24 protein-coding genes and 2 pseudogenes are annotated in these 21,749 nt (G+C 63.4%); 12 read left to right on the top strand and 14 right to left on the bottom strand.

Annotated elements, in window-relative coordinates:
• Positions 1 to 167 precede the first annotated feature (167 nt).
• The 4 genes from AVJ23_RS16000 to AVJ23_RS15985 all read left to right on the top strand — a co-directional run bounded on the left by AVJ23_RS16000 (position 168) and on the right by AVJ23_RS15985 (position 3,619).
• Positions 168 to 1,400, top strand: a complete 1,233-nt coding sequence (locus AVJ23_RS16000; protein ID WP_058863220.1) for a mandelate racemase/muconate lactonizing enzyme family protein — start codon at positions 168 to 170, stop codon at positions 1,398 to 1,400.
• 57 nt (positions 1,401 to 1,457) lie between these two features.
• Complete coding sequence (locus AVJ23_RS15995; RefSeq protein WP_058863334.1) at positions 1,458 to 1,793, top strand: ArsR/SmtB family transcription factor; 336 nt, start codon at positions 1,458 to 1,460, stop codon at positions 1,791 to 1,793.
• Entirely contained in the window at positions 1,780 to 3,210 is a 1,431-nt protein-coding gene (locus AVJ23_RS15990) for an amidase (RefSeq protein WP_058863219.1), read from the top strand. Before AVJ23_RS15995 ends, AVJ23_RS15990 begins: the two co-directional genes overlap by 14 nt.
• Before the next feature lie 133 nt (positions 3,211 to 3,343).
• Positions 3,344 to 3,619, top strand: a complete 276-nt coding sequence (locus AVJ23_RS15985) for a hypothetical protein (protein ID WP_058863218.1) — start codon at positions 3,344 to 3,346, stop codon at positions 3,617 to 3,619.
• A 3-nt stretch (positions 3,620 to 3,622) separates the two neighbouring features.
• Here AVJ23_RS15985 and AVJ23_RS15980 read toward each other — a convergent pair whose 3' ends face one another.
• Positions 3,623 to 4,024, bottom strand: a complete 402-nt coding sequence (locus tag AVJ23_RS15980) for a hypothetical protein (protein WP_058863217.1) — start codon at positions 4,022 to 4,024, stop codon at positions 3,623 to 3,625.
• Positions 4,014 to 5,225, bottom strand: a complete 1,212-nt coding sequence (locus tag AVJ23_RS15975) for a pyridoxal phosphate-dependent aminotransferase (RefSeq protein ID WP_058863216.1) — start codon at positions 5,223 to 5,225, stop codon at positions 4,014 to 4,016. Before AVJ23_RS15975 ends, AVJ23_RS15980 begins: the two co-directional genes overlap by 11 nt.
• Before the next feature lie 84 nt (positions 5,226 to 5,309).
• Here AVJ23_RS15975 and AVJ23_RS15970 point away from each other — a divergent pair, with 84 nt between their 5' ends.
• From AVJ23_RS15970 to AVJ23_RS15960, 3 genes are all read left to right on the top strand, one after another.
• A complete protein-coding gene (locus AVJ23_RS15970) occupies positions 5,310 to 5,699 on the top strand; it encodes a helix-turn-helix domain-containing protein (RefSeq protein WP_058863215.1) in 390 nt (129 codons plus the stop codon).
• Positions 5,696 to 5,971 (top strand): succinate dehydrogenase assembly factor 2, encoded by a 276-nt coding sequence (locus AVJ23_RS15965; protein WP_084794675.1) that lies wholly within the window; start codon positions 5,696 to 5,698, stop codon positions 5,969 to 5,971. The genes AVJ23_RS15970 and AVJ23_RS15965 overlap by 4 nt, the downstream gene beginning before the upstream one ends.
• Positions 5,972 to 6,126: 155 nt before the next feature.
• Positions 6,127 to 6,606 carry a MarR family winged helix-turn-helix transcriptional regulator gene (locus AVJ23_RS15960; RefSeq protein WP_437176756.1) on the top strand — a complete coding sequence of 160 codons (480 nt, stop codon included), beginning with the start codon at positions 6,127 to 6,129 and terminating at the stop codon, positions 6,604 to 6,606.
• On the opposite strand, the gene AVJ23_RS15955 is transcribed toward AVJ23_RS15960, so the two are convergent.
• From AVJ23_RS15955 to AVJ23_RS15935, 5 genes are all read right to left on the bottom strand, one after another.
• Positions 6,600 to 7,289, bottom strand: a complete 690-nt coding sequence (locus AVJ23_RS15955) for a DUF1194 domain-containing protein (RefSeq protein ID WP_058863213.1) — start codon at positions 7,287 to 7,289, stop codon at positions 6,600 to 6,602. The two genes, AVJ23_RS15960 and AVJ23_RS15955, sit on opposite strands and share 7 nt — an antisense overlap.
• Positions 7,286 to 7,981 (bottom strand): DUF1194 domain-containing protein, encoded by a 696-nt coding sequence (locus AVJ23_RS15950; RefSeq protein ID WP_058863332.1) that lies wholly within the window; start codon positions 7,979 to 7,981, stop codon positions 7,286 to 7,288. The genes AVJ23_RS15955 and AVJ23_RS15950 overlap by 4 nt, the downstream gene beginning before the upstream one ends.
• Entirely contained in the window at positions 7,978 to 8,412 is a 435-nt protein-coding gene (locus AVJ23_RS15945) for a VOC family protein (protein ID WP_058863212.1), read from the bottom strand. Before AVJ23_RS15945 ends, AVJ23_RS15950 begins: the two co-directional genes overlap by 4 nt.
• Before the next feature lie 109 nt (positions 8,413 to 8,521).
• The gene (locus AVJ23_RS15940) at positions 8,522 to 9,889 is read right to left on the bottom strand and encodes a surface lipoprotein assembly modifier (protein WP_157772694.1); all 1,368 of its coding nucleotides are present in this window, start codon (positions 9,887 to 9,889) and stop codon (positions 8,522 to 8,524) included.
• 14 nt (positions 9,890 to 9,903) lie between these two features.
• A complete protein-coding gene (locus tag AVJ23_RS15935) occupies positions 9,904 to 10,887 on the bottom strand; it encodes a hypothetical protein (RefSeq protein ID WP_058863210.1) in 984 nt (327 codons plus the stop codon).
• 201 nt (positions 10,888 to 11,088) lie between these two features.
• Between AVJ23_RS15935 and thyX the strand changes: the two genes are divergently transcribed.
• From thyX to AVJ23_RS15900, 5 genes and pseudogenes are all read left to right on the top strand, one after another.
• Positions 11,089 to 11,994: an FAD-dependent thymidylate synthase gene (thyX, locus tag AVJ23_RS15930; protein WP_058863209.1), complete on the top strand. Its 906-nt coding sequence runs from the start codon at positions 11,089 to 11,091 to the stop codon at positions 11,992 to 11,994.
• 133 nt (positions 11,995 to 12,127) lie between these two features.
• A pseudogene (locus AVJ23_RS15920) lies at positions 12,128 to 13,192 on the top strand (IS3 family transposase).
• Positions 13,193 to 13,376: 184 nt separating this feature from the next.
• A pseudogene (locus AVJ23_RS22305) lies at positions 13,377 to 14,170 on the top strand (IS5 family transposase).
• A gap of 431 nt (positions 14,171 to 14,601) precedes the next feature.
• Positions 14,602 to 15,159: a DUF4384 domain-containing protein gene (locus tag AVJ23_RS15905; protein WP_157772693.1), complete on the top strand. Its 558-nt coding sequence runs from the start codon at positions 14,602 to 14,604 to the stop codon at positions 15,157 to 15,159.
• Positions 15,160 to 16,158, top strand: a complete 999-nt coding sequence (locus AVJ23_RS15900) for an OmpA family protein (RefSeq protein ID WP_084794669.1) — start codon at positions 15,160 to 15,162, stop codon at positions 16,156 to 16,158.
• A gap of 16 nt (positions 16,159 to 16,174) precedes the next feature.
• Here the strand turns inward: AVJ23_RS15900 and AVJ23_RS22300 are convergent, their stop codons facing one another.
• From AVJ23_RS22300 to AVJ23_RS15875, 7 genes are read right to left on the bottom strand one after another with little or no spacing between them, the layout of a single operon-like run.
• Positions 16,175 to 17,395 (bottom strand): lytic murein transglycosylase, encoded by a 1,221-nt coding sequence (locus AVJ23_RS22300; protein WP_276203218.1) that lies wholly within the window; start codon positions 17,393 to 17,395, stop codon positions 16,175 to 16,177.
• On the bottom strand, positions 17,392 to 18,375 hold the full coding sequence (locus AVJ23_RS22875; RefSeq protein WP_169795949.1) for a hypothetical protein: 984 nt from the start codon (positions 18,373 to 18,375) through the stop codon (positions 17,392 to 17,394). Before AVJ23_RS22875 ends, AVJ23_RS22300 begins: the two co-directional genes overlap by 4 nt.
• Entirely contained in the window at positions 18,332 to 18,952 is a 621-nt protein-coding gene (locus AVJ23_RS15890) for a hypothetical protein (protein ID WP_058863204.1), read from the bottom strand. Before AVJ23_RS15890 ends, AVJ23_RS22875 begins: the two co-directional genes overlap by 44 nt.
• 25 nt (positions 18,953 to 18,977) lie before the next feature.
• Entirely contained in the window at positions 18,978 to 19,649 is a 672-nt protein-coding gene (locus tag AVJ23_RS15885) for a hypothetical protein (protein ID WP_157772689.1), read from the bottom strand.
• The gene (locus tag AVJ23_RS15880) at positions 19,649 to 20,515 is read right to left on the bottom strand and encodes a S1 family serine peptidase (RefSeq protein ID WP_058863202.1); all 867 of its coding nucleotides are present in this window, start codon (positions 20,513 to 20,515) and stop codon (positions 19,649 to 19,651) included. The genes AVJ23_RS15885 and AVJ23_RS15880 overlap by 1 nt, the downstream gene beginning before the upstream one ends.
• 13 nt (positions 20,516 to 20,528) lie before the next feature.
• Positions 20,529 to 21,074 (bottom strand): hypothetical protein, encoded by a 546-nt coding sequence (locus tag AVJ23_RS22870; protein WP_157772688.1) that lies wholly within the window; start codon positions 21,072 to 21,074, stop codon positions 20,529 to 20,531.
• A gap of 15 nt (positions 21,075 to 21,089) precedes the next feature.
• Positions 21,090 to 21,353 carry a hypothetical protein gene (locus tag AVJ23_RS15875; protein ID WP_157772687.1) on the bottom strand — a complete coding sequence of 88 codons (264 nt, stop codon included), beginning with the start codon at positions 21,351 to 21,353 and terminating at the stop codon, positions 21,090 to 21,092.
• Between the last annotated feature and the right edge of the window lie 396 nt (positions 21,354 to 21,749).

Genomic DNA, 21,749 nt, shown 5'->3' with positions numbered 1-21,749 from the left:
AGTCCGCCCCTTCCCCGGGAAGGGGCGGACGGGGCAGAGCCCCCGACCACGCCCGCCGCATCCCCGCCGCCTCGGGCGGCGCACACCGGCACAAGGGGGGTCCGGGGGCGCAGCCCCCGGCCGGTCGACCCGCGACAGCGGGGCGAAACACCACAAGGAGCCAGACCATGAAGCTCGCCGATCTCGACATCATCGTCACCGCGCCGCCCGCACCCGGATGGGGCGGGCGCTACTGGATCCTCGTCAAGCTGACCACCGATGACGGCATCACTGGCTGGGGCGAATGCTATGCCGCCTCGGTCGGCCCCGAGGCCATGCAGGCGGTGATCCGCGACCTCTTCCAGCGCTATGTCGAAGGCGAGAACCCCGAGAATATCGAGCGCATGTTCCGCCGCAGCTACTCCTCGGGCTTCACCCAGCGCCCCGACCTGACGGTGATGGGCGCCTTCTCGGGGCTCGAGATCGCCTGCTGGGACATTCTGGGCAAGGCGCGCGACCGGCCGGTCTGGGCGCTTCTGGGCGGCATGATGAACGAACGCATCCGCACCTATACCTATCTCTACCCGCTGGCCCGGCACGACATGCCGAGCTTCTGGACCTCGCCCGAGATGGCGGCCGAATCGGCGCTGGACTGCCTGTCGCGCGGCTACACGGCGGTGAAGTTCGACCCGGCCGGCCCCTACACGATGCGCGGCGGCCACCAGCCCGCCATGTCCGACATCGCGCAATCGGTGGCCTTCTGCCGCGCCATCCGCGAGGCGGTGGGCGACCGGGCCGACCTGCTCTTCGGCACGCATGGCCAGTTCTCGACCTCCGGCGCGATCCGGCTGGGACAGGCGATCGAGCCCTACCTGCCACTCTGGTACGAGGAACCCGTGCCGCCCGACAACATCGCCGAGTTCGCCGAGGTGGCGCGCGCCGTGCGCGTGCCGGTGGCCACGGGCGAGCGTCTGACCACCCGCGCCGAGTTCTCGGCCCTGCTGGTCTCGGGCGGCGCGCGCATCCTGCAGCCGGCGCTGGGCCGGGCCGGCGGCATCTGGGAGGCGCGCAAGATCGCCGCCCTGGCCGAGAGCTTCAATGCCGAGATGGCCCCGCATCTCTATGCCGGCCCGGTGGAATGGGCCGCCAACCTGCACCTGGCCGCGGCGATCCCCAACCTGCTGATGGCCGAGACAATCGAGACGCCCTTCCACGACGCGCTGATCGGCGGCACGATCCGGGTCGAGGACGGGTTCGTGACCGCCCCCACCGCGCCGGGGCTCGGCATCGAGGTGGACGAGGACCTGGCCCGCGCCAACCCCTATACCGGCGACGGGCTGCACCTGCAGATGCAGGACGCGCCCTGCAACTATGTCGAGGGCAACGCGTTTGCCGGGGGAGCCCCGCCGCGCGACAGTTGATCTCGCAATTCCCCGGCGGGCAGCCTATATTGGGAAAAAGTCAAGAGACCGATGCCGATGGACACGACCCAGATCGCCCCCGCCCCGCCCGACGAGATGGCCACGAACGCGCGCAACGCCGCCGCGTTCCTCAAGACGCTGGCGCATGAAGGGCGCCTGATGATCCTGTGCCATCTCGGCTCGGGCGAGAAATCCGTGAGCGAGCTCGAAGAGCTTCTGGGCATCCGGCAGGCGGCGGTCAGCCAGATGCTGGCCCGGCTGCGTGAAGAGGGGCTGGTCAGCACGCGGCGCGACGGCAAGACAATCTATTACAGCCTCGCCAACGCGGATACGAGCCGCGTGATCGGGCTGCTCTACGAGATGTTCTGCGCCGGCCCGAATGAGCGCTGCTGACCCGGGATTCGGCGGCCCCGAGCTCTGCCGCCTGAGCGCCCGACGCGCCGTCGCCCTGCTGAAATCCGGCGAGATCACCCCGGCAGACCTGGTCGAGGCCAGCCTGACGCGCATCGCGCAATGCGCTGACGCGGTCAATGCCACCGTCACCCCCTGCCCCGACCGCGCGCGTGCGGCGGCCGCGCAGTCCGCACCCGACACGCTGCTGGCCGGGCTGCCCGTGGGCATCAAGGACCTGACCGAGGTCGCCGGTCTGCGCACGACCTGGGGCAACACGGCGCTGGCCGACACGATCTCGGACGTCTCCGACCCGATGGTCACGCGGCTCGAATCGTGCGGCGCCATCGTGATCGGCAAGACCAACACGCCCGAGATGGGCGCCGGGGCCAACACGTTCAATGCGGTCTTCGGGCCCACGCGCAATCCTTGGGACACGCGGATGAATGCCGGTGGCTCCTCGGGCGGCGCGGCGGCGGGGCTCGCCACGGGCGAGGCCTGGCTGAGCCTCGGCTCGGATCTCGGCGGCTCGTTGCGCACGCCGGCCAGTTTCTGCGGCGTGGTGGGCCTGCGCCCCTCGCCCGGGGTCTGCGGCAGCGGCACCGCCACCGATGCCTTCGACGCGATGCCGGTCACCGGGCCGATGGCGCGCGACGTGGCCGATTGCGCGCTTTTCCTCGACGCCATGAGCGGGCTCGACCCGGCCGCGCCGCTGTCGCGCCCGGCACCGCCGACGCGCTATCTCGACACCTGCCTGCAGGCGCCCGGCCCGGTCGCGATCGCCTTTGCCCCGGACCTGGGTGGCATCGCCCCGGTGACGCTGGACATGCACACCACCCTGTCGCGCGCCATGGACCGGCTGCAGGCGGCCGGCGTCGAGGTGACCGAGGCCGCGCCCGAGACGGGCGGCGCGGTCTCCTGCTTCCGCACCCTACGGGCGCTCGGCATGTGGGCGCAGGCGCGGCAGACGCCCGAGCATGTGCGCGCGACCTACAAGCCCGCCCTGCAGCAGAACATCCGCGAAGGCGCGCAGCTGGGCGTGGACATGATCGCCGACGCGATGGCCACGCGCACGCGGCTCTTCCACGCCATGCGGGGCTTCCTCGACCGCCACGAGGTGCTGGCCTGCCCGGTCACCGGCATCTCGCCGCTGTTGGTGGAGTTCGAGTACCCGCCCGAGATCGCCGGCGTGCCGTCGCGCGACTATCTCGACTGGCTGAGCTTCGCCTTCCCGGCCACGCTCTGCGGCCTGCCGGCCCTGTCGCTGCCCGTGGGCCTGTCCGAGGACGGGCTGCCCGTCGGTGTGCAACTGATCGGCCGCCCCCGCGGCGAGGCCCGCCTGCTGCAGGTCGCCCGGCATTTCGAGGAGATCCTCGGCGCCTCCCCCGTCCCCATCGACCCGGTCATCCGCCACGGCTGACGGCCCGGTCCGGGCGCCGCGGGACGGTGGGCGGGGCGAGGTGCCGCAGGCACGAGCGCCGTACGACGTCCGCGGCGATCACGTTTGATCCAGCCGGTCTCGACAGGCGGGGTGCGATTGGCAAGACTGCGGCATGTCCCAGTTCACCGCGCTCATCAGTCTCTACTATCTTTGCGACCAGGCCGCCGCGACGCGCGGGCTGGATGCGGATGAGGTCACCCGCTGCATGGCCAATTACGAGCGGCTCAAGATGCATTTCGTCGAGAAGCCCCATGCGCGGCAGGGCTCGCCGGCGCGGGCGGCGCAGATCCGCGAGGGCTATGCCGGGTTCAAGGCGTGGGAAGCCGCGAACAGCACGCTGGTGGCGGACCTGCGCGCCCGGGCCCGGGCGCATCTGGGCCGCGACTAGCGCTCAGCGTTTCATCAGCCGGTCGGCCTTCTTGCGCACCAGCACCGAGCGCAGGTCGTGCATCGCCAGGAGCAGAGCGTCGGTGATCTCTTCCAGCTGCGCGTCCGTCGCCTTGGACTGGATCCATTGCGTCGTGGTGTTGAGGTAGTCCACCGCGCGGTGGATGTCGTCGATGTCGCGCATGGCCAGCAGCGCGCGGCGTTCGGCCATCCAGCGGCGGATCTCGGCGACATCCGTCTCGGACAGCTGCCGGTCCCCCTGCGGCTTGATCTCGTCTCGGTTGAGATTGACCACCGCGATCGGGTCCATCTCGATGCGGCGCTGGCGGTTCTCGGTATCGACGCGGAACACCATGGCGCCGTTGTCGCGCACGCGGAAATAATACTCCGGCAGGTCACCCGCCATCGTGCAGCCCTTCGCAGAAGCGGCGGATCCGGGCGCAGGCCTCTTCCAGGACCGCGTCCGAGACGGCATAGCTGACCCGGAAATTGGGCGAGAGGCCGAAGGCCGCGCCGAAGACCACGGCGACGCCCTCTTCCTTCAGCAGCGCGGTGCAGAAATCCTCGTCCGTCTCGATCCGCGCCCCCCCGGCCGAGACGCGTCCAATGCAGCCCGCGATCGAGGGGTAGACGTAGAACGCCCCCTCGGGCGTGGCGCAGTCGATGCCGGGACAGGCGTTCAGCCCCGCCACCACGAGGTCGCGGCGCGCGCGGAAGGCCTCGGCCCGCGTGGCAAGGAAGTCCTGCGGGCCGGTCAGCGCCTCCACCGCGGCCCATTGGCTGATCGAGCAGGGGTTCGTGGTGGATTGCGACTGCACCTTGCGCATGGCGCCGATCACCTCGGCCGGGCCGGCCGCGTAGCCGATGCGCCATCCGGTCATGGCATAGGCCTTGCTGACCCCGTTCACCGTCAGCGTGCGGTCGTAGAGCCCCGGCGCGACCTCGGCCGGGGTGGCGAAAGTGAAGCCGTCATAGACAAGATGTTCGTACATGTCGTCGGTCATCACCCAGACATGCTCATGCCGCATCAGCACGTCGGTCAGGGCGCGCAGCTCGTCGCGGGAATAGCCCGCGCCCGTGGGGTTCGAGGGCGAGTTGAAGATGAACCACTTGGTGGCCGGCGTGATCGCCGCCTCCAGCGCCTCGGGCGTGATCTTGTAGCCGGTCTCGGCCGTGCCCGGCACGATGACCGGGGTGCCGCCGCCGATCTGTACCATGTCGGGATAGCTGACCCAGTAGGGCGCGGGGATGATGACCTCGTCGCCAGGGTTCAGCGTGGCCAGAAGCGCGTTGAACAGCACCTGCTTGCCCCCGGTCGAGACGATCACCTGCGAGGGCGCATAGTCCAGCCCGTTCTCGCGGCGGAACTTGTCGCAGATCGCGGCCTTCAGCTCGGGGATCCCGTCCAGCGCGGTGTATTTCGTTTTCCCCGCCTCGATTGCCGCAATTGCGGCAGCCTTTATGTTGTCGGGCGTGTCAAAGTCGGGCTCACCGGCGCCAAGGCCGATCACATCCTGTCCGGCAGCCTTCAGCTCGCCCGCCAGTTGCGTCACGGCCACGGTCGGGGACGGCTTCACGCGGTCCAGCGTGCGGGAAAGGAAGGGCATGTCCGGCTCACCATTTGTCAAAATGCGCCCCCTGTCATAGGGTGCGCGCCAAACCCGATCAAGCCGATCGGAAGGGGGAAGAAGATGGAAGACGGTACCGACTGGTACGGGCCCGACGCGGCCACGTTCGGCGACCGGCTGACCGCCGCACGCGAGGCCGCCGGGATGAGCCAGGAGGCGCTGGCCAAGCGGCTGGGCGTCAAGCTGGCCACGCTGCAGGGCTGGGAAGACGATCACAGCGAACCCCGCGCCAACCGGCTCTCCATGCTGGCGGGGCTCTTGAACGTGTCGATGGTCTGGCTGATCACCGGCGAGGGCGAGGGCGTGCCCGACCCCGACGACACGCCGATCTCGGAAGACGTCAACGAGATCCTGATGGAGCTGCGCGCCATGCGGGCCCAGCTGCGCGGCCGCGCGGAAAAGATCGGCCGGCTGGAAAAGCGCCTGCGGGCGCTTCTGAAACAGGAGGGATGAGCGCGATGGGGACGGGCGAGGACCGCGAGACACGGCTCAAGCGGCTGCGCATGCGCTCGATGCGGCGCGGCACCAAGGAGATGGACATCCTGCTGATGCGCTATTCCGAGGCGCGGCTGGACGCGCTGGACGCCGCCGGGCTGGACGCCTACGAGGCGCTGCTGTCCGAAAGCGACCAGGATCTCTACCAGTGGATCTCGGGGCAGCGCACGGCGCCGCAGGCCCATGCGCCGCTGGTGGCCGAGATCGCGCAGGTGGCAGGGCGCGGCTGAGCCCCACCGCCTTTGGCGGGCATTAACCATTGCCCGCGATACATGCGCAATTTTTCCGGACTTCGTCGCGGTTTAACCGGATATTGGGGTTTTTCCTGAAATCTCCGCTGAAACAACACAGGCGGAGATCATGTGAAATGAGCATTCATTCGTCCATGGACAAGGGCTCCCAGCAGGGCTTCATGGCGAGCTACCTCGAAGCGCTGAGCCTGGTCGAACGGCTGCACCGCCTGCTGCTCGACGTCATCAAGGACGAGTTCGAGCGGCTGGGCATCATCGACGTGAACGCGGTGCAGGCGCTGCTGCTGTTCAATATCGGCGAAAACGAGGTCACCGCCGGCGAGCTGAAGTCCCGCGGCTACTACCAGGGCAGCAATGTCAGCTACAATCTCAAGAAGCTGGTCGAGATGGGCTACATGCACCACCAGCGCTGCGAGATCGACCGCCGCTCGGTCCGGGTGCGGCTGACGCAAAGCGGGCGCGAGATCCGCAACATCGTCGCGGGGCTCTTTGCCCGCCATGCCGAGGGGTTGCAGGGCAAGGGTGTACTCAGCCTCGACGGCATCGACGAGATCACCAGCGCGCTGCGCCGCGTCGAACGCTACTGGACCGACCAGATCCGCTACATCTACTGAGCGGCCGCTGTGCCCGTGACCTGCGAGACGACCTGCACCTGCAATTCGCGCTTGAGCTTGCGCACCATGGCCGCCTCGAAATCGGCGAAGCCAAGCGCGGTCTCGACAAAGGCATCGGGCCCCGAGATGACCTTGTCGCGGTAGTAATTGGCCAGCGCCCCGATGCCGTCCGCGCCGCCCGTGCCGATCACCAGCCCGTTCACGGTGATCCCGGGCGCCCGGACGTCACGGGGCCGCGGCCCGGTATTGGACATGCCGTCGCCCGACAGGTCCAGCACGTCGCGCCAGCAGCCGGGTCGCCGCGCCAGCAGGGCCGCGCCGAAGCGCTTCGCCGTACCGATCGCGGTCGAGGCCTCGGCCTCCACCCGCGCCACGCCGCGCAGATGCCCGGCGATCTGCGCCAGGCTGTCGGGCCCGGTGACATCGGTCCAGTCCAGCACCACCCGATGGTGACCCGGCCCGCTCCATTCGAAGACGGCCAGCGCCACGGGCGTCTCCGGCAGCGCGAGGAAGGCCGCGCGCACCTCCGGATGCGTCAGCGCCGCGGCCAGCCCGTCCATCTGCAACCGGTATTCGCGTGCATCGACCGAGCCCGAGACATCCAGCCCCAGCGCCAGCGCCTGCCGGCACGCCGCCTCCGCCGATCCGGCCATCAGCGCAGCGACCAGGGCCAGCGCCTTCATCCCGGCGTCTCCGGCCGGGGCAGCCCCTGCCCGACCACGCGATCCTGGATCTCGCGATAAAGCTTGCGCTCCATGGCCCGGGCATAGCCCTCGTAACCTTCGGCGGTCTCGAGAAAGGCGCCGGGCCCGTGCAGAACCTCGAACTCGAAATGATCGACCACAGCAGGGTCGGCGCCCAGCACCGCCAGCCCGTTCACCGTGATCCGCTCGAAGGGGAAGTGACGATAGGCCAGCTGCGGCCAGAACCCGTCATTGGTGATGCCGTCACCCGACACGTCGATCACCTGCCGGTCGCATTCGGGGGCCCGCTGCATCATCGTGGCCCCGAACCCCAGCGCATATCCCAGCGCGGTGGGAAAGCGCCGGAACGACCGCGAAGCCCCGCGCAGCCGCTCGGCCACGGCGGCGATGTCCGCGGCGCTGCGCAGCGTGACCCAGTCCTGCAGCACAACCGACTGGCGCCGCCCGGACCATTCGTAGATCCCCAGCGCGACCGCGCCGCCGCCCTGCAGGATCGCCCCCTGCACACTGTCGGAGACCAGCGCCGACGCCACCCCGTCTCGCTGCAACGCGTATTCGCGCGCATCGACCGAGGAGGAGACGTCAAGCGCCAGAAGAAGCGCCAGCCGGCACTGCGCCGCGCCCGCGACCGGCGCGAGCGCGAGACACAGCGCCAGCAGCGCCCGGGTCACCAATGCCCCGTGTTCTCCATGCTGGCCCAGGGTTCCTGCGGCGGCAGCGCGTCACCCTGCTGCAGCAGCTCGACCGAGATGTTGTCGGGCGAGCGGACGAAGGCCATGTGCCCGTCGCGCGGCGGACGGTTGATGGTGACGCCGGCCTCCTGCAGCTTGGCGCACATCTCGTAGATGTCCGGAACCGTGTAGGCGAGGTGCCCGAAATGGCGCGAATCCGAGGGCAACGCGTCATCGCCGTCCCAGTTGTAGGTCAGCTCGACATCCGCATGGCCATCCGCCTGGTCCGGCGGGCAGAGGAAGACCAGCGTGAAGCGGCCCTTCTCGTTGTCGATGCGGCGGCGCTCCACCAGCCCCAGAAGCTTGTAGAATTCGATGGATTTGTCGAGATCCTTCACCCGGACCATCGTGTGCAGATAGGTGATGCCCATCGGTCTCTCCTGTCATGTCTGTCATGTCTGTCTGCGCGCGCCCGGACGGGCCCGCTTTGCCGACGCTATACTTGGGCTTTCCGGCCGGGAAGAAAACCCCGAAACCCGCTCAGAAGACCGAGCGCAGCCCCAGCCGCAGATCCGTGCCCTCGGTCTCGTACAGGCTGTAATTCGAGCGCCGGTCGCTCCAGGACACGCCGATTTCCGGGGCAAAGCCGTAATAGTCGAGCCCGGGCAGCAGCACGTCCAGCGCCAGGCCGTATTCGCGGTCGCGCCGCGGCTCGGTCCAGAAACTGGCCGGGGCGAGGTCGAAATCCACCTCTTCGTAGCTGGCCACAACGCGCGGCAGCATCCCCTTGACCGGCCGGGCCAACGCATAGGCCAGCGCCACGCGGCGGGTGTCGCGCGCGATCGAGCGGCTGTCGGACCGGGTCTCGGCCCCCATCAGGTCCAGCCGCAGCGCCCCATGATCGAAGCGATGCGTCAGGTCGAAGCCCAGCTCGGTGCTGGTGGAGGAGCGCGCGGCCAGATCGTGGCGATGGTCGCGCTCGCCGGCGAGGCGCGCGCCCATCTCCCAGCGCGGGGCCAGCACGCGGTCATGCGACAGCTGCAGCCGCAGCGCATCGGAGAGCAACTCCCCGGCCACCCAGCGGCGCGTCACCGACAGCTCGGCCGCGCCCAGCCAGCGCCCCTCGCCACCGCGCCGCTCATAGCCCAGCGACAGGCTCAGCGCATCCTCGCGAAAATCCGAGGCGCGCAATCCCGGCAGCTTGCGCTTGGCCGAGGAAGACAGCCGCACCCGCTCGACCTCGAGCCCGACACCGAGATTCAGGCGCGAGGACTTGTCGAGCCCGACCCGGTAGACGTAATCCACGTCGGCCCCGTAGCGCAGCCCCGAGACCGGGACGGCGGTGGGGTTGACGAAGGGCAACCCGGCAAAGGTGAAGGTGTTGGTCTTGGGCGCGCCGTTGATGTTGTCGGAGGGCTGGAAGGTCAGGTCCACCGACAGACGCCAGGGCGTGATCCGCCGCACGTGGCGGAAGTCGCGCACCGCCACGGCACGCAAGCGGTCATCCGGCGCGATCTGCGCGGCACGGCGCAGCCAGTATTGCGCCACGGCCTTGTTGCCGCCCGAGGCCTGCGCCTGTGCCAGCACCATCGCGGTAAAGAACCGGTCGCGCCCCGTCCCGGCCTGCTGCCAGGCCGCCTGCGCGGCCTCCAGCGCGTCGTCCGGGCGGCCCATGTCGCGCAGCGCGCGCGAGCGCAGCAGCAGGCCCTGCACGTCATCCGGGTCGCCCAGCAGCACGCCATCGGCCAGCACCAGCGCCGAGGCGGCGCGCCCCTCGTGCAGCAGGCGGGCGGCCGCGCCGCGCGCCTCGGACAGGCTCAGCCGCGTCTCCTCGCCGGTGGCGGCGGCGGGCGGGGGCGCGGCCAGCGCGGCGATCAGCGCCAGCCGCGCCGCGCTGCGGCGGAACATGCGCATCGCGGCGCTTACCGCGTCCCGACGAAGGTGCCGGATTCCCGGACCGAGACCTCGATCAGATCGCCGGTGGCCGGGTCGATCCCCACCGGGCCGGTGCCTTCGACCACCACGATGCCGGCGACCTCCTCGCCGTTCGGGCCGGCCAGCAGGCCTTCCCAGGTCCCCGTGGCCTTGACCTCGTTGGACTGGATCACGCTGGCAGAGGAGGAATCGATGGTCCAGTTGTCGAAATTGATCTGCGACGTGGCGAGGCTGATGAAGTCGACATCGTCCAGCGCGTTGATCTGCACGCCATTGGCGTCGAAGAAGCGCCGGTCGACGATCACGCCCTCGACCGCGCCGGTATCATCAAGATCTTCGATATCCACCTGAATCCGCGAGGTGCCGGCCACGTATTGCACTCGCGACCCGGTATCGGGATCGATGATCGTGCGCACCGCAGCGTATTCGCCGTTGAACACATATTCCTCATTGGCGCGCGGCAGGGCGCCGCTGCCCGAGAGCCGCTCGGCCCCGGCCCCGCCAAAGCCGAAGCTGACATAGCGGTCGGTACCCGCGGCGGCCACATGGGCAAAGCCGTTGGGCGAACGCCGGAACACCGCGTAGTAGTTCGAGGGCCCGGCCACGTTGCGATAGACGTCGAAATCCGTCCCCGTCGCGGTATTCAGCGCAGCCGAGGTCCCGGCGTCGCGCATGTAGAGGTTGTCGCTGCCGTCGAAGGGCATGTTGTTCAGCACCAGCTCGCCCGTCGCAGGATCGAAATCCACGTCGTTCATGGTGAGATCGCCATTCGCTTCGGTCGCGTAGACGTTGGGACTTGTGGCGGGATCGGGGTCGGCATCGGGCGTCTCGGATTCCGGTTCCGGCTCGTCGATCAAGGGCTGCGCCCCCGAGCCCACGCCGTCGAACTGGTCGGAGCCCACGGGGGTGTCATTGTTGTCCCCGCCCGACGTGGCGCAAGCGCCCACTGCGCCCGCAAATGCGAGCGCCATAAGAATACGATACATGCTGCTGCCTCAGGTCTTGCCTGTTATTTTGTCCACAGCCTGCGGGCGGGTCCGCTAAAAGTCAATTGCATCAGGCTTTTCCAAGGCAAAACTGAGGCAAATCCGTCCCACCGTCCATTGCGGTGGCCCGCACCCCAGCCCCCAGATATAGTCCACTCCGACTCATCTAGTGGGAAAGGAATCGCCATGCCCCTGTCGCGCGACCAGCAGGACGAGATCGAGGCCCTGCGCAACCAGAGCGTGCCGACCCTGCGCGCCACCGCGCCGGGCATGGAGGCACATCTCTACACAGCGTACCCCGTACTCGACCACGGATTCGTCCGCGTCGTCGACTACATGGGCGATGACGCGGCGATCTGCCAGGCGGCGCGCGTGTCCTACGGGCGCGGCACCAAGTCGGTCTCGAATGACGAGGGGCTGATCCGCTACCTGATGCGGCACTGGCACTCCACCCCGTTCGAGATGTGCGAGATCAAGCTGCATGTGAAGCTGCCCGTCTTCGTCGCGCGGCAATGGATCCGGCACCGCACCGCCAACGTGAACGAGTACTCGGCCCGCTACTCGATTCTCGACCGCGAGTTCTACATCCCCGCGCCGGACGCGCTGGCCGCGCAGTCGCAGGTCAACAACCAGGGCCGCGGCGCGGCGCTGGCGGGCGACGAGGCCGCCCGCGTGCTGCGCTGGCTGACCGAGGACAGCATGCGCGCCTATGACCATTACGAAGAGATGATCTCGACCGAGGGGCAACAGGGGCTTGCCCGGGAACTGGCCCGGATGAACCTGCCCGCCAATGTCTATACCCAGTGGTACTGGAAAACCGACCTTCACAACCTCCTGCATTTCCTGCGCCTGCGGGCAGATGACCATGCCCAGTATGAAATTCGGGTTTACGCCGAGGAGATCTGTCGCATCGTCGCCGACTGGGTGCCCTTCGCCTATCGCGCCTTCGAGGATTACCGCATGGGCGGCGCCACCCTCAGCGCCACCGCGCTGGACTGCCTGCGCCGCATGCTCAAGGGCGAAGAAGTCACGCAAGAGAATTCGGGCATGTCCAAGGGCGAATGGCGTGAGTTCGCCAGGCTGCTTGACTGACCGGGCGCAATGAAGTGGTCCCGGGAAACTGGACAGCGAGCTAAGGTGTATCCCGAACGTGTTGGAGGGATACGAGATGGCGAAACGCCGGAAGTTGACGGACCGGTTCAAGGCTTAGGTTGCGCTTGAGGGGCTGCGGGGCGACCGCACGGTGCAGGAGATCGCGGCGAATCACCAGGTGCTTCCGAACCAGGTGAGCACGTGGAAGCGGCAGGCGGTAGACGGCATGGCCGACGTGTTCGCCCGAGGCGGCAAGGCGGATGGCCCGACCGAGGCGGAGGTGAAGGAGCTTCATGCCAAGATCGGGAGGCTGGCTGTCGAGAACGTTTTTTGTCTCGAGGGCTCAAGAAATGAGCCCGGCAAAGAAGAAGACGATGATCCGCCGGGACCATCCCGAGCTAAGCAGCAATGTCGGCTGGTGCAACTGAACCGATCCGCATTCTACTAAGCGCCGGTTGGGATCGATGCGGCGACGCTGCAGTTGATGAAGGCCATCGACCGCGTGTTCACCCGATATCCGTTCTTCGGGTCCCGCCAGATCGCGGCCTACCTGCGCCTTGAGGGGATCATCGCCGGACGTCACCGCGCGCGCAGGTTGATGGCCAAGATGGGCCTTGAGGCGATCTACAAGCGCCCGAGGACCAGCCAGCCACACCCGCAGCACCCGGTCTATCCGTATCTCCTGAGAGGCATGGTGATCGACCGCCCCAACCAGGTCTGGTGCGCCGACATCCCCTTCGTGCCCGTAAAGCGCGGCTTCCTCTACCTCGGGGCGATCATGGACTGGGCGATGCGCAAGGTGCTGAGCTGGCGGCTGTCGAACACGATGCATGCCGACTTCTGCGTCGAGGCGCTGAAGGAGGCGATTGCCCGGTTCGGCCCACCCGCGATCATGAATACCGACCAGGGCTCGCAGTTCACCGGCTCGGCATGGATCACCACGCTGACCGAGGCGGGCGTGCGGATCTCAATGGATGGACGCAGCCGCTGCATGGACAACATCTTCATCGAGCGGCTGTGGCGCTCATTGAAGCAGGAGGCGATCTATCTCGAAGAGTTGACCGACGGCTTCAAGGCAAACCGTGTCATCCGCGACTGGATGGCCTTCTACAACACTGAGCGGCCTCACACAGCCCTTGAGCGGCGAACACCCAGGGAGGCATACTGTGCCGGTCGAGATCAGAAATTGGCGGCATGAAAACGAAACCAGACACACCTTAGATCAGCCGTCAAGCTGTCCGGAAATCTGGAACCACTCCACAAAGAGCCCCTTGATGCGCGCGTCGTTGGAATACAAAAAGCGAGGTTTCGCGGGTGTAGGGTCAGGACCCATTGATTTCGGTTGAAGCGCATGATTCACCGCGCGATAACAAAGCGATGACATGTCTGTTCGTTTCTGGCTGAGCGACGCGCAGATGGCGCATCTGGAACCCTACTTTTCGAAACCCCACGGCAAGGCGCGCGTCGATGACCGGCGTGTCCTCAGCGGAATGATCTTCATCAATCGCAACGTGTTGCGACGGCGTGATTCGCCTGCGGCATACGGCCCCCACAAGACGCTCTACAACCGTTGGAAGCGCTGTAGGTGAGTGGCCGAACGCCACCGGTTCGAGAGAAGCCACGAACAAGGCATCTTCGCGAAGATGATGGCGGGGCTAGCTGCCGGGCACGGCAAGAAAAAGACCGTGATGATCGACTCGGCCCACCTGAAGGCCCACCGCACGACGTCCAGTCTGGGCGTCAAAAAGGAGGGCGCGGTCGCCTGACCGGACGGACCAAGGGCGGCATGAACACGAAATTGCATGCCATCTGCGACAGACAGGGACGGCCTCTCTATCTGTTCGAAACGGCAGGACAGGTCAGCGACGACATCGGTGCGCGAGCGCCTTGCAACAGTCTGCCCGATGTCGACCGGCTGCTTGGGGATTGCGGCTACGACGCCGACTGGTTCCGAGAAACGTTGAAAGACAAAGGGATACACGCCCGAATCCCCGGCCGGAAGCAGCGGAAGACACCGGTGAAGCATGACAAGCGCCGCGACAAACGACGCGACAGGATCGAAATCATGTTCGGCAGGCTCAAGGACTGGCGACGCGTCGCCACGCGCTACGACCGAAGCCCACCAGTCTTCCCGTCAGCAATCGCCCTCGCCGCTACGGTCATCTACTGGCCATGAGTCCTGAGCCTAGCAGGCTGAATGACATTGTGTTGGGGCGGTGGGGCACCGCGATGGATCGCAATATCGAACTTTTTAGACAGAATGGCTGACAAGGCGCTTTCTGTTAAGAACGCGTGCGATATCTGAGCAATGCCGATCCTCTATGCTCTTAAGGTTAATGCCCCCTCCCGAGGAGTTCACGAGACAGCTTTTTTTGATTCGTAGCCCGCTGGACGCTTGTTGACGTTAGGTTGCCTGCCGCACTAGAGTGGTTGTATTGACGCCCGATCCAGACCGGAGAGCCATCGAATGGGGCCTTTCGAAACATCTTGCATGTCAAGGTTGGCTGTCGCACACTATGCTTGGCACTTGGTCTCATTAAGATTTCAGAGTTACGGTGTGGCGATTTAATGAAAAGGATTCCGCCACGTCCTTTCAGGAGAATAAAAATGTTAAGTTGCAAAGGAATATCAGCTCTTTCAGCTTTTTTTATCGGTGCAGCATCCATCGCTTGCGCAGATATGGGGCTGGACAAGTTTCGAACGCTTGCCCTGTCCTTGGAAGACAGTGCCTTAAAGGCGACAATTAACAATCGCAAAGACCCCATTTTGGTGCACTTGGGTGACAAAGTGTCCTTTACAGTCGAAGGTGTAGCGGGCAAATCGCTGTTCATTTTGAACTTGGATCATGAAGGTGTGCTGCGGGTAATATTTCCTAACAAGTTCGACAAGACTGCAGAGCAAACGGAAAATAAGTTGCAGGTCCCGGCCAGTGGCGCAAAATACTCGTTTCAGGTCACTGGCGGCCCTGGTGATGAAATCGTGAAATTCATCGCTATAAGCGGCAGAACGGAGCAATTCGAGACGGCCATCGAAAGCTTGTTCGAAAAAGGACAAAACTTTCCCAGAGCCATCGTGCCTGTTGCCACGGCAACTGAAACGCTAGAAGATGTGTTGGCCGAGCTGTCCGTCCAGTCCGCAACCATAGAATACAGAATTGAGAAATAAATGGCTTTGGCTCCACCGCTGTTGAACCTAAAGCCGTCGATGCGCCCCATACTTCTACTGACATGGGCGCTGTGCGGGCAGGCTGCTTTTGCCCAAAGCGACTGCCCATCCTTGTCAAATCTTTTGGGCGTCGCTGCGTCACGTGACGAAATCCGCTGCGCCATGATGGGCAGCCAACAGGCGACCCTTGGCCGCGCGCTCAATGTTGTCGAGATGTCAGACGGCGTGCCATCCGCAAAATTTGCGGTCGTGTTCGAGTTCGGCAGCGCTGAGCTGACCGAAGAGTCGGTCATTCTGCTGGCGCGAGTAGCGCAGGTCATCCAAAGCGAAGCCGACTTGCTTGCTTCGACCTTTCTTATCGACGGACATACAGACAGTGTCGGCTCTGAGGAGGCCAATCAGGCACTGGGGCTGGCTCGGGCGCAATCGGTTGCAGCCTATCTGCAAACTCAACTGGAAACCGAGATGTCCTTCAAGGTCCGTAGCTTCGGCGAAACACGGTTGTTTGACGTCTCCAGTCCAGGTTCTGGAGTTAACCGCCGGGTAGAGCTGACGCCCGTGGTCAGTGACATGGTCGGAACAGACTATGACGCGCCGGAAGCGGACCCCATGCCCGAATATCCCGCTGCGCAGACGGGAGACCCTGGGGCACAGGAGGCCGTGCACGAAGCAGAAAAGACCCTGACCCTTGATTTGCAAACCGAGAATGTTGTCGGCTTTGACCTACAAGTCAATTTTCTGGAGCGACTGCTTGTCCCCGCGGGATCGACCATGAGCCTGAAGCTGACGGCCGCCGATGCCGCCGTGACGCATAGCCTCGTCACGCAAAACGGGCCGCCCTATGATGTGCGCCTGCCAGTTCCTGAAGACTTCGCCTTTCCGGCGATTTTGGATGTGATCCTGACCTCTTTAGACGGACATACTCTGGCAGGAAGCCTAGACCTGTCCGAGCGACCCTCAGAGCCGGTCGAAATAAATATACAGGTGCAGGACGAGTAAACCAGACCGCCGTCAGTCAATTGGCGTGAAGCTGGATATCCTTCAGCAAGGACTCGGAGGGAAAACCATCCGGGATCATACCCCGCATTTCTTGATAGTTCTGAACCGCGGTAATGAAATTCGGTGTCATTTTACCGGTAACCTCCCCCGGGAACAGGCCCGCCTGGGCCAGGCCGGTCTGCATTTCTTGTCGTTCCGGCAATGATAGCAATCGCTGCGTGGGCCAAGGCGTTGCCAGCTTTGGACGACCGACCAGAGCATCGGCCAAGAGTCCAACCGAAAGGATATAAGCGGGGGTCACATTATAAGCCTTCAATGCCTCGAAGTTGCCGAAGCGAAGCAGCGCAGGTCCCTCGGCCCCAACCGGCAGATAGATCGAGGCCGGGCTAGGCGATTGGGGCCGACCATGCATCGGAACCACTCCCAAAGCAGCCCAAGCCTTTGGGGTCTTGCGGATGTCAGGGTGGGCCAAACGGTAGTCGAAACCATCGGGCAAGCGGACTTCGAGCGCCCAGTCCTGATATGCGCTCCACCCATGTGCGGCCAGATAGGCTCCAGCCGAACCAAGTGCGTCTGCGGGATTATCGGCCATCAGGTTGCGCTGACCGTCTGTGTCGAAGTCAACGGCAAATTTGAGGTAGGAACTGGGCATGAACTGGGTATGCCCCAGCGCTCCGGCCCAGCTACCCCTCAGCGCTTTGCGCGAAAAGCCTTCGGTTTCCAACAGGCGAAGTGCAGCGATCAACTCCGTTTGGAAAAACGCGCTGCGGCGGCCGGCATAGGCCAGCGAAGCCAGTGCCCGCACAATGTCGCTGCGCCCACGGTAACCCCCATAAGAAGTTTCCACGCCCCAGATCGCAACGATAACCTGCGGTGGGACGCCATAGCGAGTTTCGATCTCTTGCAGCAGATCTGCGTAGTCCGACAGCTTTTTTCGCCCCAGCCGAATGCGCTCGGACGTGACTGCCCGGTCCAGATAATCACCCAGAGTCCGAATGAAATCAGGCTGCCTGTTTTCCAGTTCGACAACCTGTTCGTTCAGTGACAACCCGGCAAGAGCACGATCGATGGTGGCCTGCGCTAGCCCTTCAGCACGCAGCTGTTGGCCCAAATCTATCAGCCAGTCGGAAAATGCCGGACAGGGGGCATTGGTCAGACACGGTCGCTCCGCCCCTACCCCCGTAGTCGTAACAAGAAGTCCAATGCTAACGGCCAAAGCGCGTTTTTTACAGATCACTTCACTTCCTGATTTTGGGGGCGAAAGCGCAGATAAGCCATCAGATGATCCAGAATCTGCTTTTGCTGCGCTGTATGCCCGTGCTGAGTCTCGATATTGTAGTAATCCCCCAGATTGTTCAGCACCACAAAGTTGGAGAACGAGCAGTCGTTGTTAGACGATTTCACGAGTTCGTAGATCACGTGATAGCCTGCCTCGTGCATATGATCCGTGACCGCGCGCGCATGCTTGTTGGCGCCAAATGGCTCGATGCCAGCGATCAAAAGCGCATCGTCGGTGTCGCTGGCGCTTTGTGGGGCAGGCATCCCTTGCATGATCGAGCTGGGACGTTCGACATTGATCGTGCCCAGACCGCCACCGCCGGAATACCCGTCATCGTTGTTGTGCAAGGTCAGAAAAAAGGACTGCCTGTCTGGATTGAGCGCGCGCATGATCTCGGTGAATTCGGGCGCGGGCTTGGTCACCATATCGCGGCAGGTCGCGGCATCACTGGCATTGATCGCGAAGTTTCGGTTGGGGTCCTGGCCCGCGTGGGATCGTTTTTCGCCGGACTCGACGGCAACAAGGCTGCCACCATATCGACGCACCGAATACAGCGCTGTATCAAAGGCAGATTGTTCATTGTCATGCACCAAATAGATCAGTGGTCCGCGGTCATGCACCTTGTTACGAATGATCGTTAGATCCCAGTCACGGCCATTCTCTGAAAAAGTCTCGCGTGACAGACACAGACCGCTGTCCTGGCCGAGCAGATCGGCGTTTCGGCGCACATCCTGATCGTCACTTTTGGCAGGCGCGAGACAGTCCGCCCGCACCCCCGTAGTGGTGATCGGAAGAGCAACGCAGGCGGCCAGCAACAGCACAGTGGCCGACACAATCATGCGCGGCAAAACGCAGACAGGTGAAGTGAACTGAGGCATGATATTCCTTTCAGTTTCAGTCTGCGACCAGACGGAAGAAGCCAGCGCCACAATAACCATTATACAGCTCAGCGTCGAACATAGGGCCAGAAATCACCGTGTGGTTTTTGGGGCGAGGCGTCACGCCGTTTCGGGTAATAGAGATATATGAACTTTGGGAAATTGTTCCGCGCCATGTGTGTCCTCCCGAGTTGAATTCGATCCGACCGTTTTCGATATATGCGCGCCCGCTGTAGTAACGCTGGCAGATACTCGCTTTGCGGCCGCTCCAGCGGGTGTCGTAGCCGCGCTCAAAGCGCACGGTTCCGGTGATCTTGTCCCCCCCTTCATAGGATTGATCGGGTAGGGCGGAGTCCGGCTTGTTGGTACAATATTTGTCGACCACCTGCTGGCTGGCCACGCCTTCGGAATAGCTGACGTCGATGCGGGCTTTCATCGCCATGAAACGGTGCTGGCCACAGGTCAGGGCCGCGCCATTTTCGGCTGGTTTCACCTGCCCGCCCGATTGGGCCTCATCGTGGCAAAGCTTGTTGAGCTGTTCGATGGTATATTGACCCACATTGGAGGTGCCCAGCGACGGGCACCCATTATTGATACGCATCTGCTGGGCCGCCGCCTTCTCAGTCAGCACGAACATCCACAACAGTGCAAGGATACATATCTTATGAATCACAATTCGTTTGGCTGACATACGCTATCCCCAAGCTTGAAAGGGTTATTTCATCAACGTTTTGCGTTCTGAACCCCTGCAAAAAAGACAGGTATCGTTCAGCACCCAATCCGTGGTGGTGTCGATCGTTCAAACTGTCGCCGTCACCCAGATTAAAGAAGATCTTGGCGATATTTTTCTCTGATATGTCAAAGGATTGAGACCTCCACCCCATGAAACCGCCTGCCAGAAAGTCGGCGTGCAGTTCGATGCATTTCACCCGATGGGGGTTTTGCTCCTTGAGCATGTCCAAAAGACCGTGGCGGGTCTGGAAGCTATGTGCGGCCTCATGCGCCAGAATAGCAATGGCGCCGTTGATATTTCCCGGGGGGCTGGCTTGTTCGATAAAGAATTCGATGCCGATGGTGACTTCGTTGGTTTGCACATCGTAATAGGCACCCATTTCCTCCTCATCCAGACAGAAGGCCGAGAATTCGATGTTGAAGAATCGCTCCAGTTCACTTTGCAGCGACAAAAAAAGGCGCCGGTACAGTTCTGCGTCAAGCTCCTTTACATTGAACTGATAGGGCCCGTCGCAGGCGGCCTCGACCGGCTCGGCGCTAACTGTGGCAAGCGCGAAGGCCATTGATGCAAGCGCGCGTCTTGCCAAAACAGACGTAATCATCAGTTGCTCTCGACTGTTTCGAAGATCCAGTCCCGAAAATGCGAGACCCTGGCATAGACACCGGGAAAACCCGCGCGGGCGCAGCCCTTGCCAAAACTGACGACACCGATCTGCAAGAAACCATTCGGTCCGTCGCGGATAATCAGCGGCCCACCACTGTCACCTTGACAACTGTCCAGCCCGCCTTGCTCATAGCCCGCGCAGATATGCTGGCCGGAAATGCCGCTGCCGTAGGCCCGCCTACACAGGACGCTTTCGAGAAATTTTACGTTCACCCGATTGAGGCGCTTTGCCCCATCGGGCCTACCTTCGCGGGTGACACCCCAACCCGCTACTTCGGCGCAGCTCGACAGCTTGGCAAGGGTTTGCTCCACGCGGCGTGATGGCAAAAGCGCGAGGTTGCTGTTCGAGATCGGCGCCGGGCTTTTCAACTTGAGCAACATGACGTCGTTGACGATGGCCTGGAGCTCGGAATCGGCTTTGTCCGCCCGGGTGCCATAGTCGGGATGCCGGATCGCCCGCTCGATCGGCATGGCCTGTGAGCCAAGCTGCCCGCCCCGGGCGATGCTTCGCACCACAACTTGGTCTTCAAACCCCGGACCTGTGTAGCAATGGGCCGCGGTCAGCACCCATTGCGACGCAATCAGGGACCCACCGCAGAACGCCTGCGTCGACCCCTTGCCACCCAGTCCGACAATAAACGGCCAGTTGCCGGGCTTGGCTGCTTGGCCGTTGATGATCCGTAGTTGCGGTTCCTGCGACTTCGGAGCTATGCATTCGATGGTCGACGCGGCCGCCGCGGCACCCGCCAAAACAAAGGTGAGAAGGCCCAGAGTAGCACCAGTCACCCAATTTGACTTTTTCATGCAGCCTGATCCTTCATTGTATGACGTCATAGTACAAATACTTCACTTCGCGATCGGTGCACTTACCCTGACTCTCCGAGTGAATCGAAAGGTACCGGTTCATCACGCCAGACCGAACACGCTGCCCGGGAATCTCAAAATCCTCTGCCGGCAGTTGCTGGTCTTGCGACGCTGTCAGTACAACGGAGACCTTACCCCGCCCCAAACCTTCTGAGCTTGGGTGATACATGGGGAAGCTGTCGCTGGTGCCAAAACAGTAGGTTTCTCCACCGCTGACACGAGAAAAGGTCTCTCCTTGGTCATGCGTCATGACATTCGGGTAGAGCTGTTCGAAATCCCCCTGCGCTGGGGAATCATATATCGCCATATAGCCCGATTGTTTGGGTGTGACACAAATTACAAGAAACTCCTCTACACGGAATGTTTTTTTTCCACTCCGGTCGCCCCCCGTGTAGTCGGACAACCCTGTCATGAAGCCGTCGATGCAGGATAAGGCGGGTGTGGAAAATGCGGCTATCAAGACAACTACAGAACATACTTTAAAACAAGAGATCTTCATAATCAATCCTTCCCTTCACTCTACTGTGCTGGTCTTTGCGATGATTTTCAAGCTTTCTTGAGGCCAGCCGATCAGTCGCCCCTGACCGATCAAAATATGTCCAAGGGCGCTTTCGATACGCACCGTCACTGTGGCTGGGAACTGAATGTCGGGCGGTAGAATGGTTTGAACGCGGTATGGCAGGCTGGTTTTGATCGGCTGCGCTACCTTGGGTCCACCCGCAACCTGAATGATCAGCTGCGAGCCGGCGGGAACCAGCAGCCGCTCAAAGTAGGACACCTCAACCACCAGTTGCCGCTGCGTCTGGGTTTGGCCGTTTGACACGGGCCCCGCAGTGTTTCTCCCGTGCGGAGAGGACGTACAGTTGGCGAGTATAGTGCCCGTGAGGATTGTCAATAGAATGCGTCTTAGCATGGCGTTTATCCTATCCCAATTGCCTGAGTGTTTGAACCGACTTTAATGATATGACCGCTCCCCCAACGGCATCGATGTGCCAAGGTGGGTAAGCGAAGATCCACAAGGGCTTAGCAGGGTCAAGAGCCTAGGTGTCACATCCCGTGTTGTCTGACGTCAGCGCCTGTGGGACAGATTTGAGGTTTTCGTAACGGAGGATTTCTGGATCATCGCAGGCACCAAGGAGCGAAGATGAGCCAGAAATCCGGAACATCCAAGGAC

The organism is Pseudoponticoccus marisrubri (assembly GCF_001482405.1).
Classification (GTDB): Bacteria; Pseudomonadota; Alphaproteobacteria; order Rhodobacterales; family Rhodobacteraceae; genus Pseudoponticoccus; species Pseudoponticoccus marisrubri.
This window is presented reverse-complemented; position numbering and strand designations above follow the sequence as displayed.

Excerpts from the sequence above, each read along its gene's own strand:
- AVJ23_RS15900 (WP_084794669.1), top strand. The coding sequence starts at position 15,160 with ATGGCTTTGGCTCCACCGCTGTTGAACCTAAAGCCGTCGATGCGCCCC.
- AVJ23_RS15905 (WP_157772693.1), top strand. The coding sequence starts at position 14,602 with ATGTTAAGTTGCAAAGGAATATCAGCTCTTTCAGCTTTTTTTATCGGT.
- AVJ23_RS15995 (WP_058863334.1), top strand. The coding sequence starts at position 1,458 with ATGGACACGACCCAGATCGCCCCCGCCCCGCCCGACGAGATGGCCACG.
- AVJ23_RS22875 (WP_169795949.1), bottom strand. The coding sequence starts at position 18,375 with ATGGTTATTGTGGCGCTGGCTTCTTCCGTCTGGTCGCAGACTGAAACT.
- AVJ23_RS15985 (WP_058863218.1), top strand. The coding sequence starts at position 3,344 with ATGTCCCAGTTCACCGCGCTCATCAGTCTCTACTATCTTTGCGACCAG.
- AVJ23_RS15880 (WP_058863202.1), bottom strand. The coding sequence starts at position 20,515 with ATGAAAAAGTCAAATTGGGTGACTGGTGCTACTCTGGGCCTTCTCACC.
- AVJ23_RS15960 (WP_437176756.1), top strand. The coding sequence starts at position 6,127 with ATGGACAAGGGCTCCCAGCAGGGCTTCATGGCGAGCTACCTCGAAGCG.
- AVJ23_RS15945 (WP_058863212.1), bottom strand. The coding sequence starts at position 8,412 with ATGGGCATCACCTATCTGCACACGATGGTCCGGGTGAAGGATCTCGAC.
- AVJ23_RS15885 (WP_157772689.1), bottom strand. The coding sequence starts at position 19,649 with ATGATTACGTCTGTTTTGGCAAGACGCGCGCTTGCATCAATGGCCTTC.
- AVJ23_RS22870 (WP_157772688.1), bottom strand. The coding sequence starts at position 21,074 with ATGAAGATCTCTTGTTTTAAAGTATGTTCTGTAGTTGTCTTGATAGCC.
- AVJ23_RS15975 (WP_058863216.1), bottom strand. The coding sequence starts at position 5,225 with ATGCCCTTCCTTTCCCGCACGCTGGACCGCGTGAAGCCGTCCCCGACC.
- AVJ23_RS15980 (WP_058863217.1), bottom strand. The coding sequence starts at position 4,024 with ATGGCGGGTGACCTGCCGGAGTATTATTTCCGCGTGCGCGACAACGGC.
- AVJ23_RS15940 (WP_157772694.1), bottom strand. The coding sequence starts at position 9,889 with ATGTTCCGCCGCAGCGCGGCGCGGCTGGCGCTGATCGCCGCGCTGGCC.
- AVJ23_RS15890 (WP_058863204.1), bottom strand. The coding sequence starts at position 18,952 with ATGTTCGTGCTGACTGAGAAGGCGGCGGCCCAGCAGATGCGTATCAAT.
- AVJ23_RS15955 (WP_058863213.1), bottom strand. The coding sequence starts at position 7,289 with ATGAAGGCGCTGGCCCTGGTCGCTGCGCTGATGGCCGGATCGGCGGAG.
- AVJ23_RS15970 (WP_058863215.1), top strand. The coding sequence starts at position 5,310 with ATGGAAGACGGTACCGACTGGTACGGGCCCGACGCGGCCACGTTCGGC.
- thyX (WP_058863209.1), top strand. The coding sequence starts at position 11,089 with ATGCCCCTGTCGCGCGACCAGCAGGACGAGATCGAGGCCCTGCGCAAC.
- AVJ23_RS15965 (WP_084794675.1), top strand. The coding sequence starts at position 5,696 with ATGAGCGCGATGGGGACGGGCGAGGACCGCGAGACACGGCTCAAGCGG.
- AVJ23_RS15990 (WP_058863219.1), top strand. The coding sequence starts at position 1,780 with ATGAGCGCTGCTGACCCGGGATTCGGCGGCCCCGAGCTCTGCCGCCTG.
- AVJ23_RS16000 (WP_058863220.1), top strand. The coding sequence starts at position 168 with ATGAAGCTCGCCGATCTCGACATCATCGTCACCGCGCCGCCCGCACCC.
- AVJ23_RS15935 (WP_058863210.1), bottom strand. The coding sequence starts at position 10,887 with ATGGCGCTCGCATTTGCGGGCGCAGTGGGCGCTTGCGCCACGTCGGGC.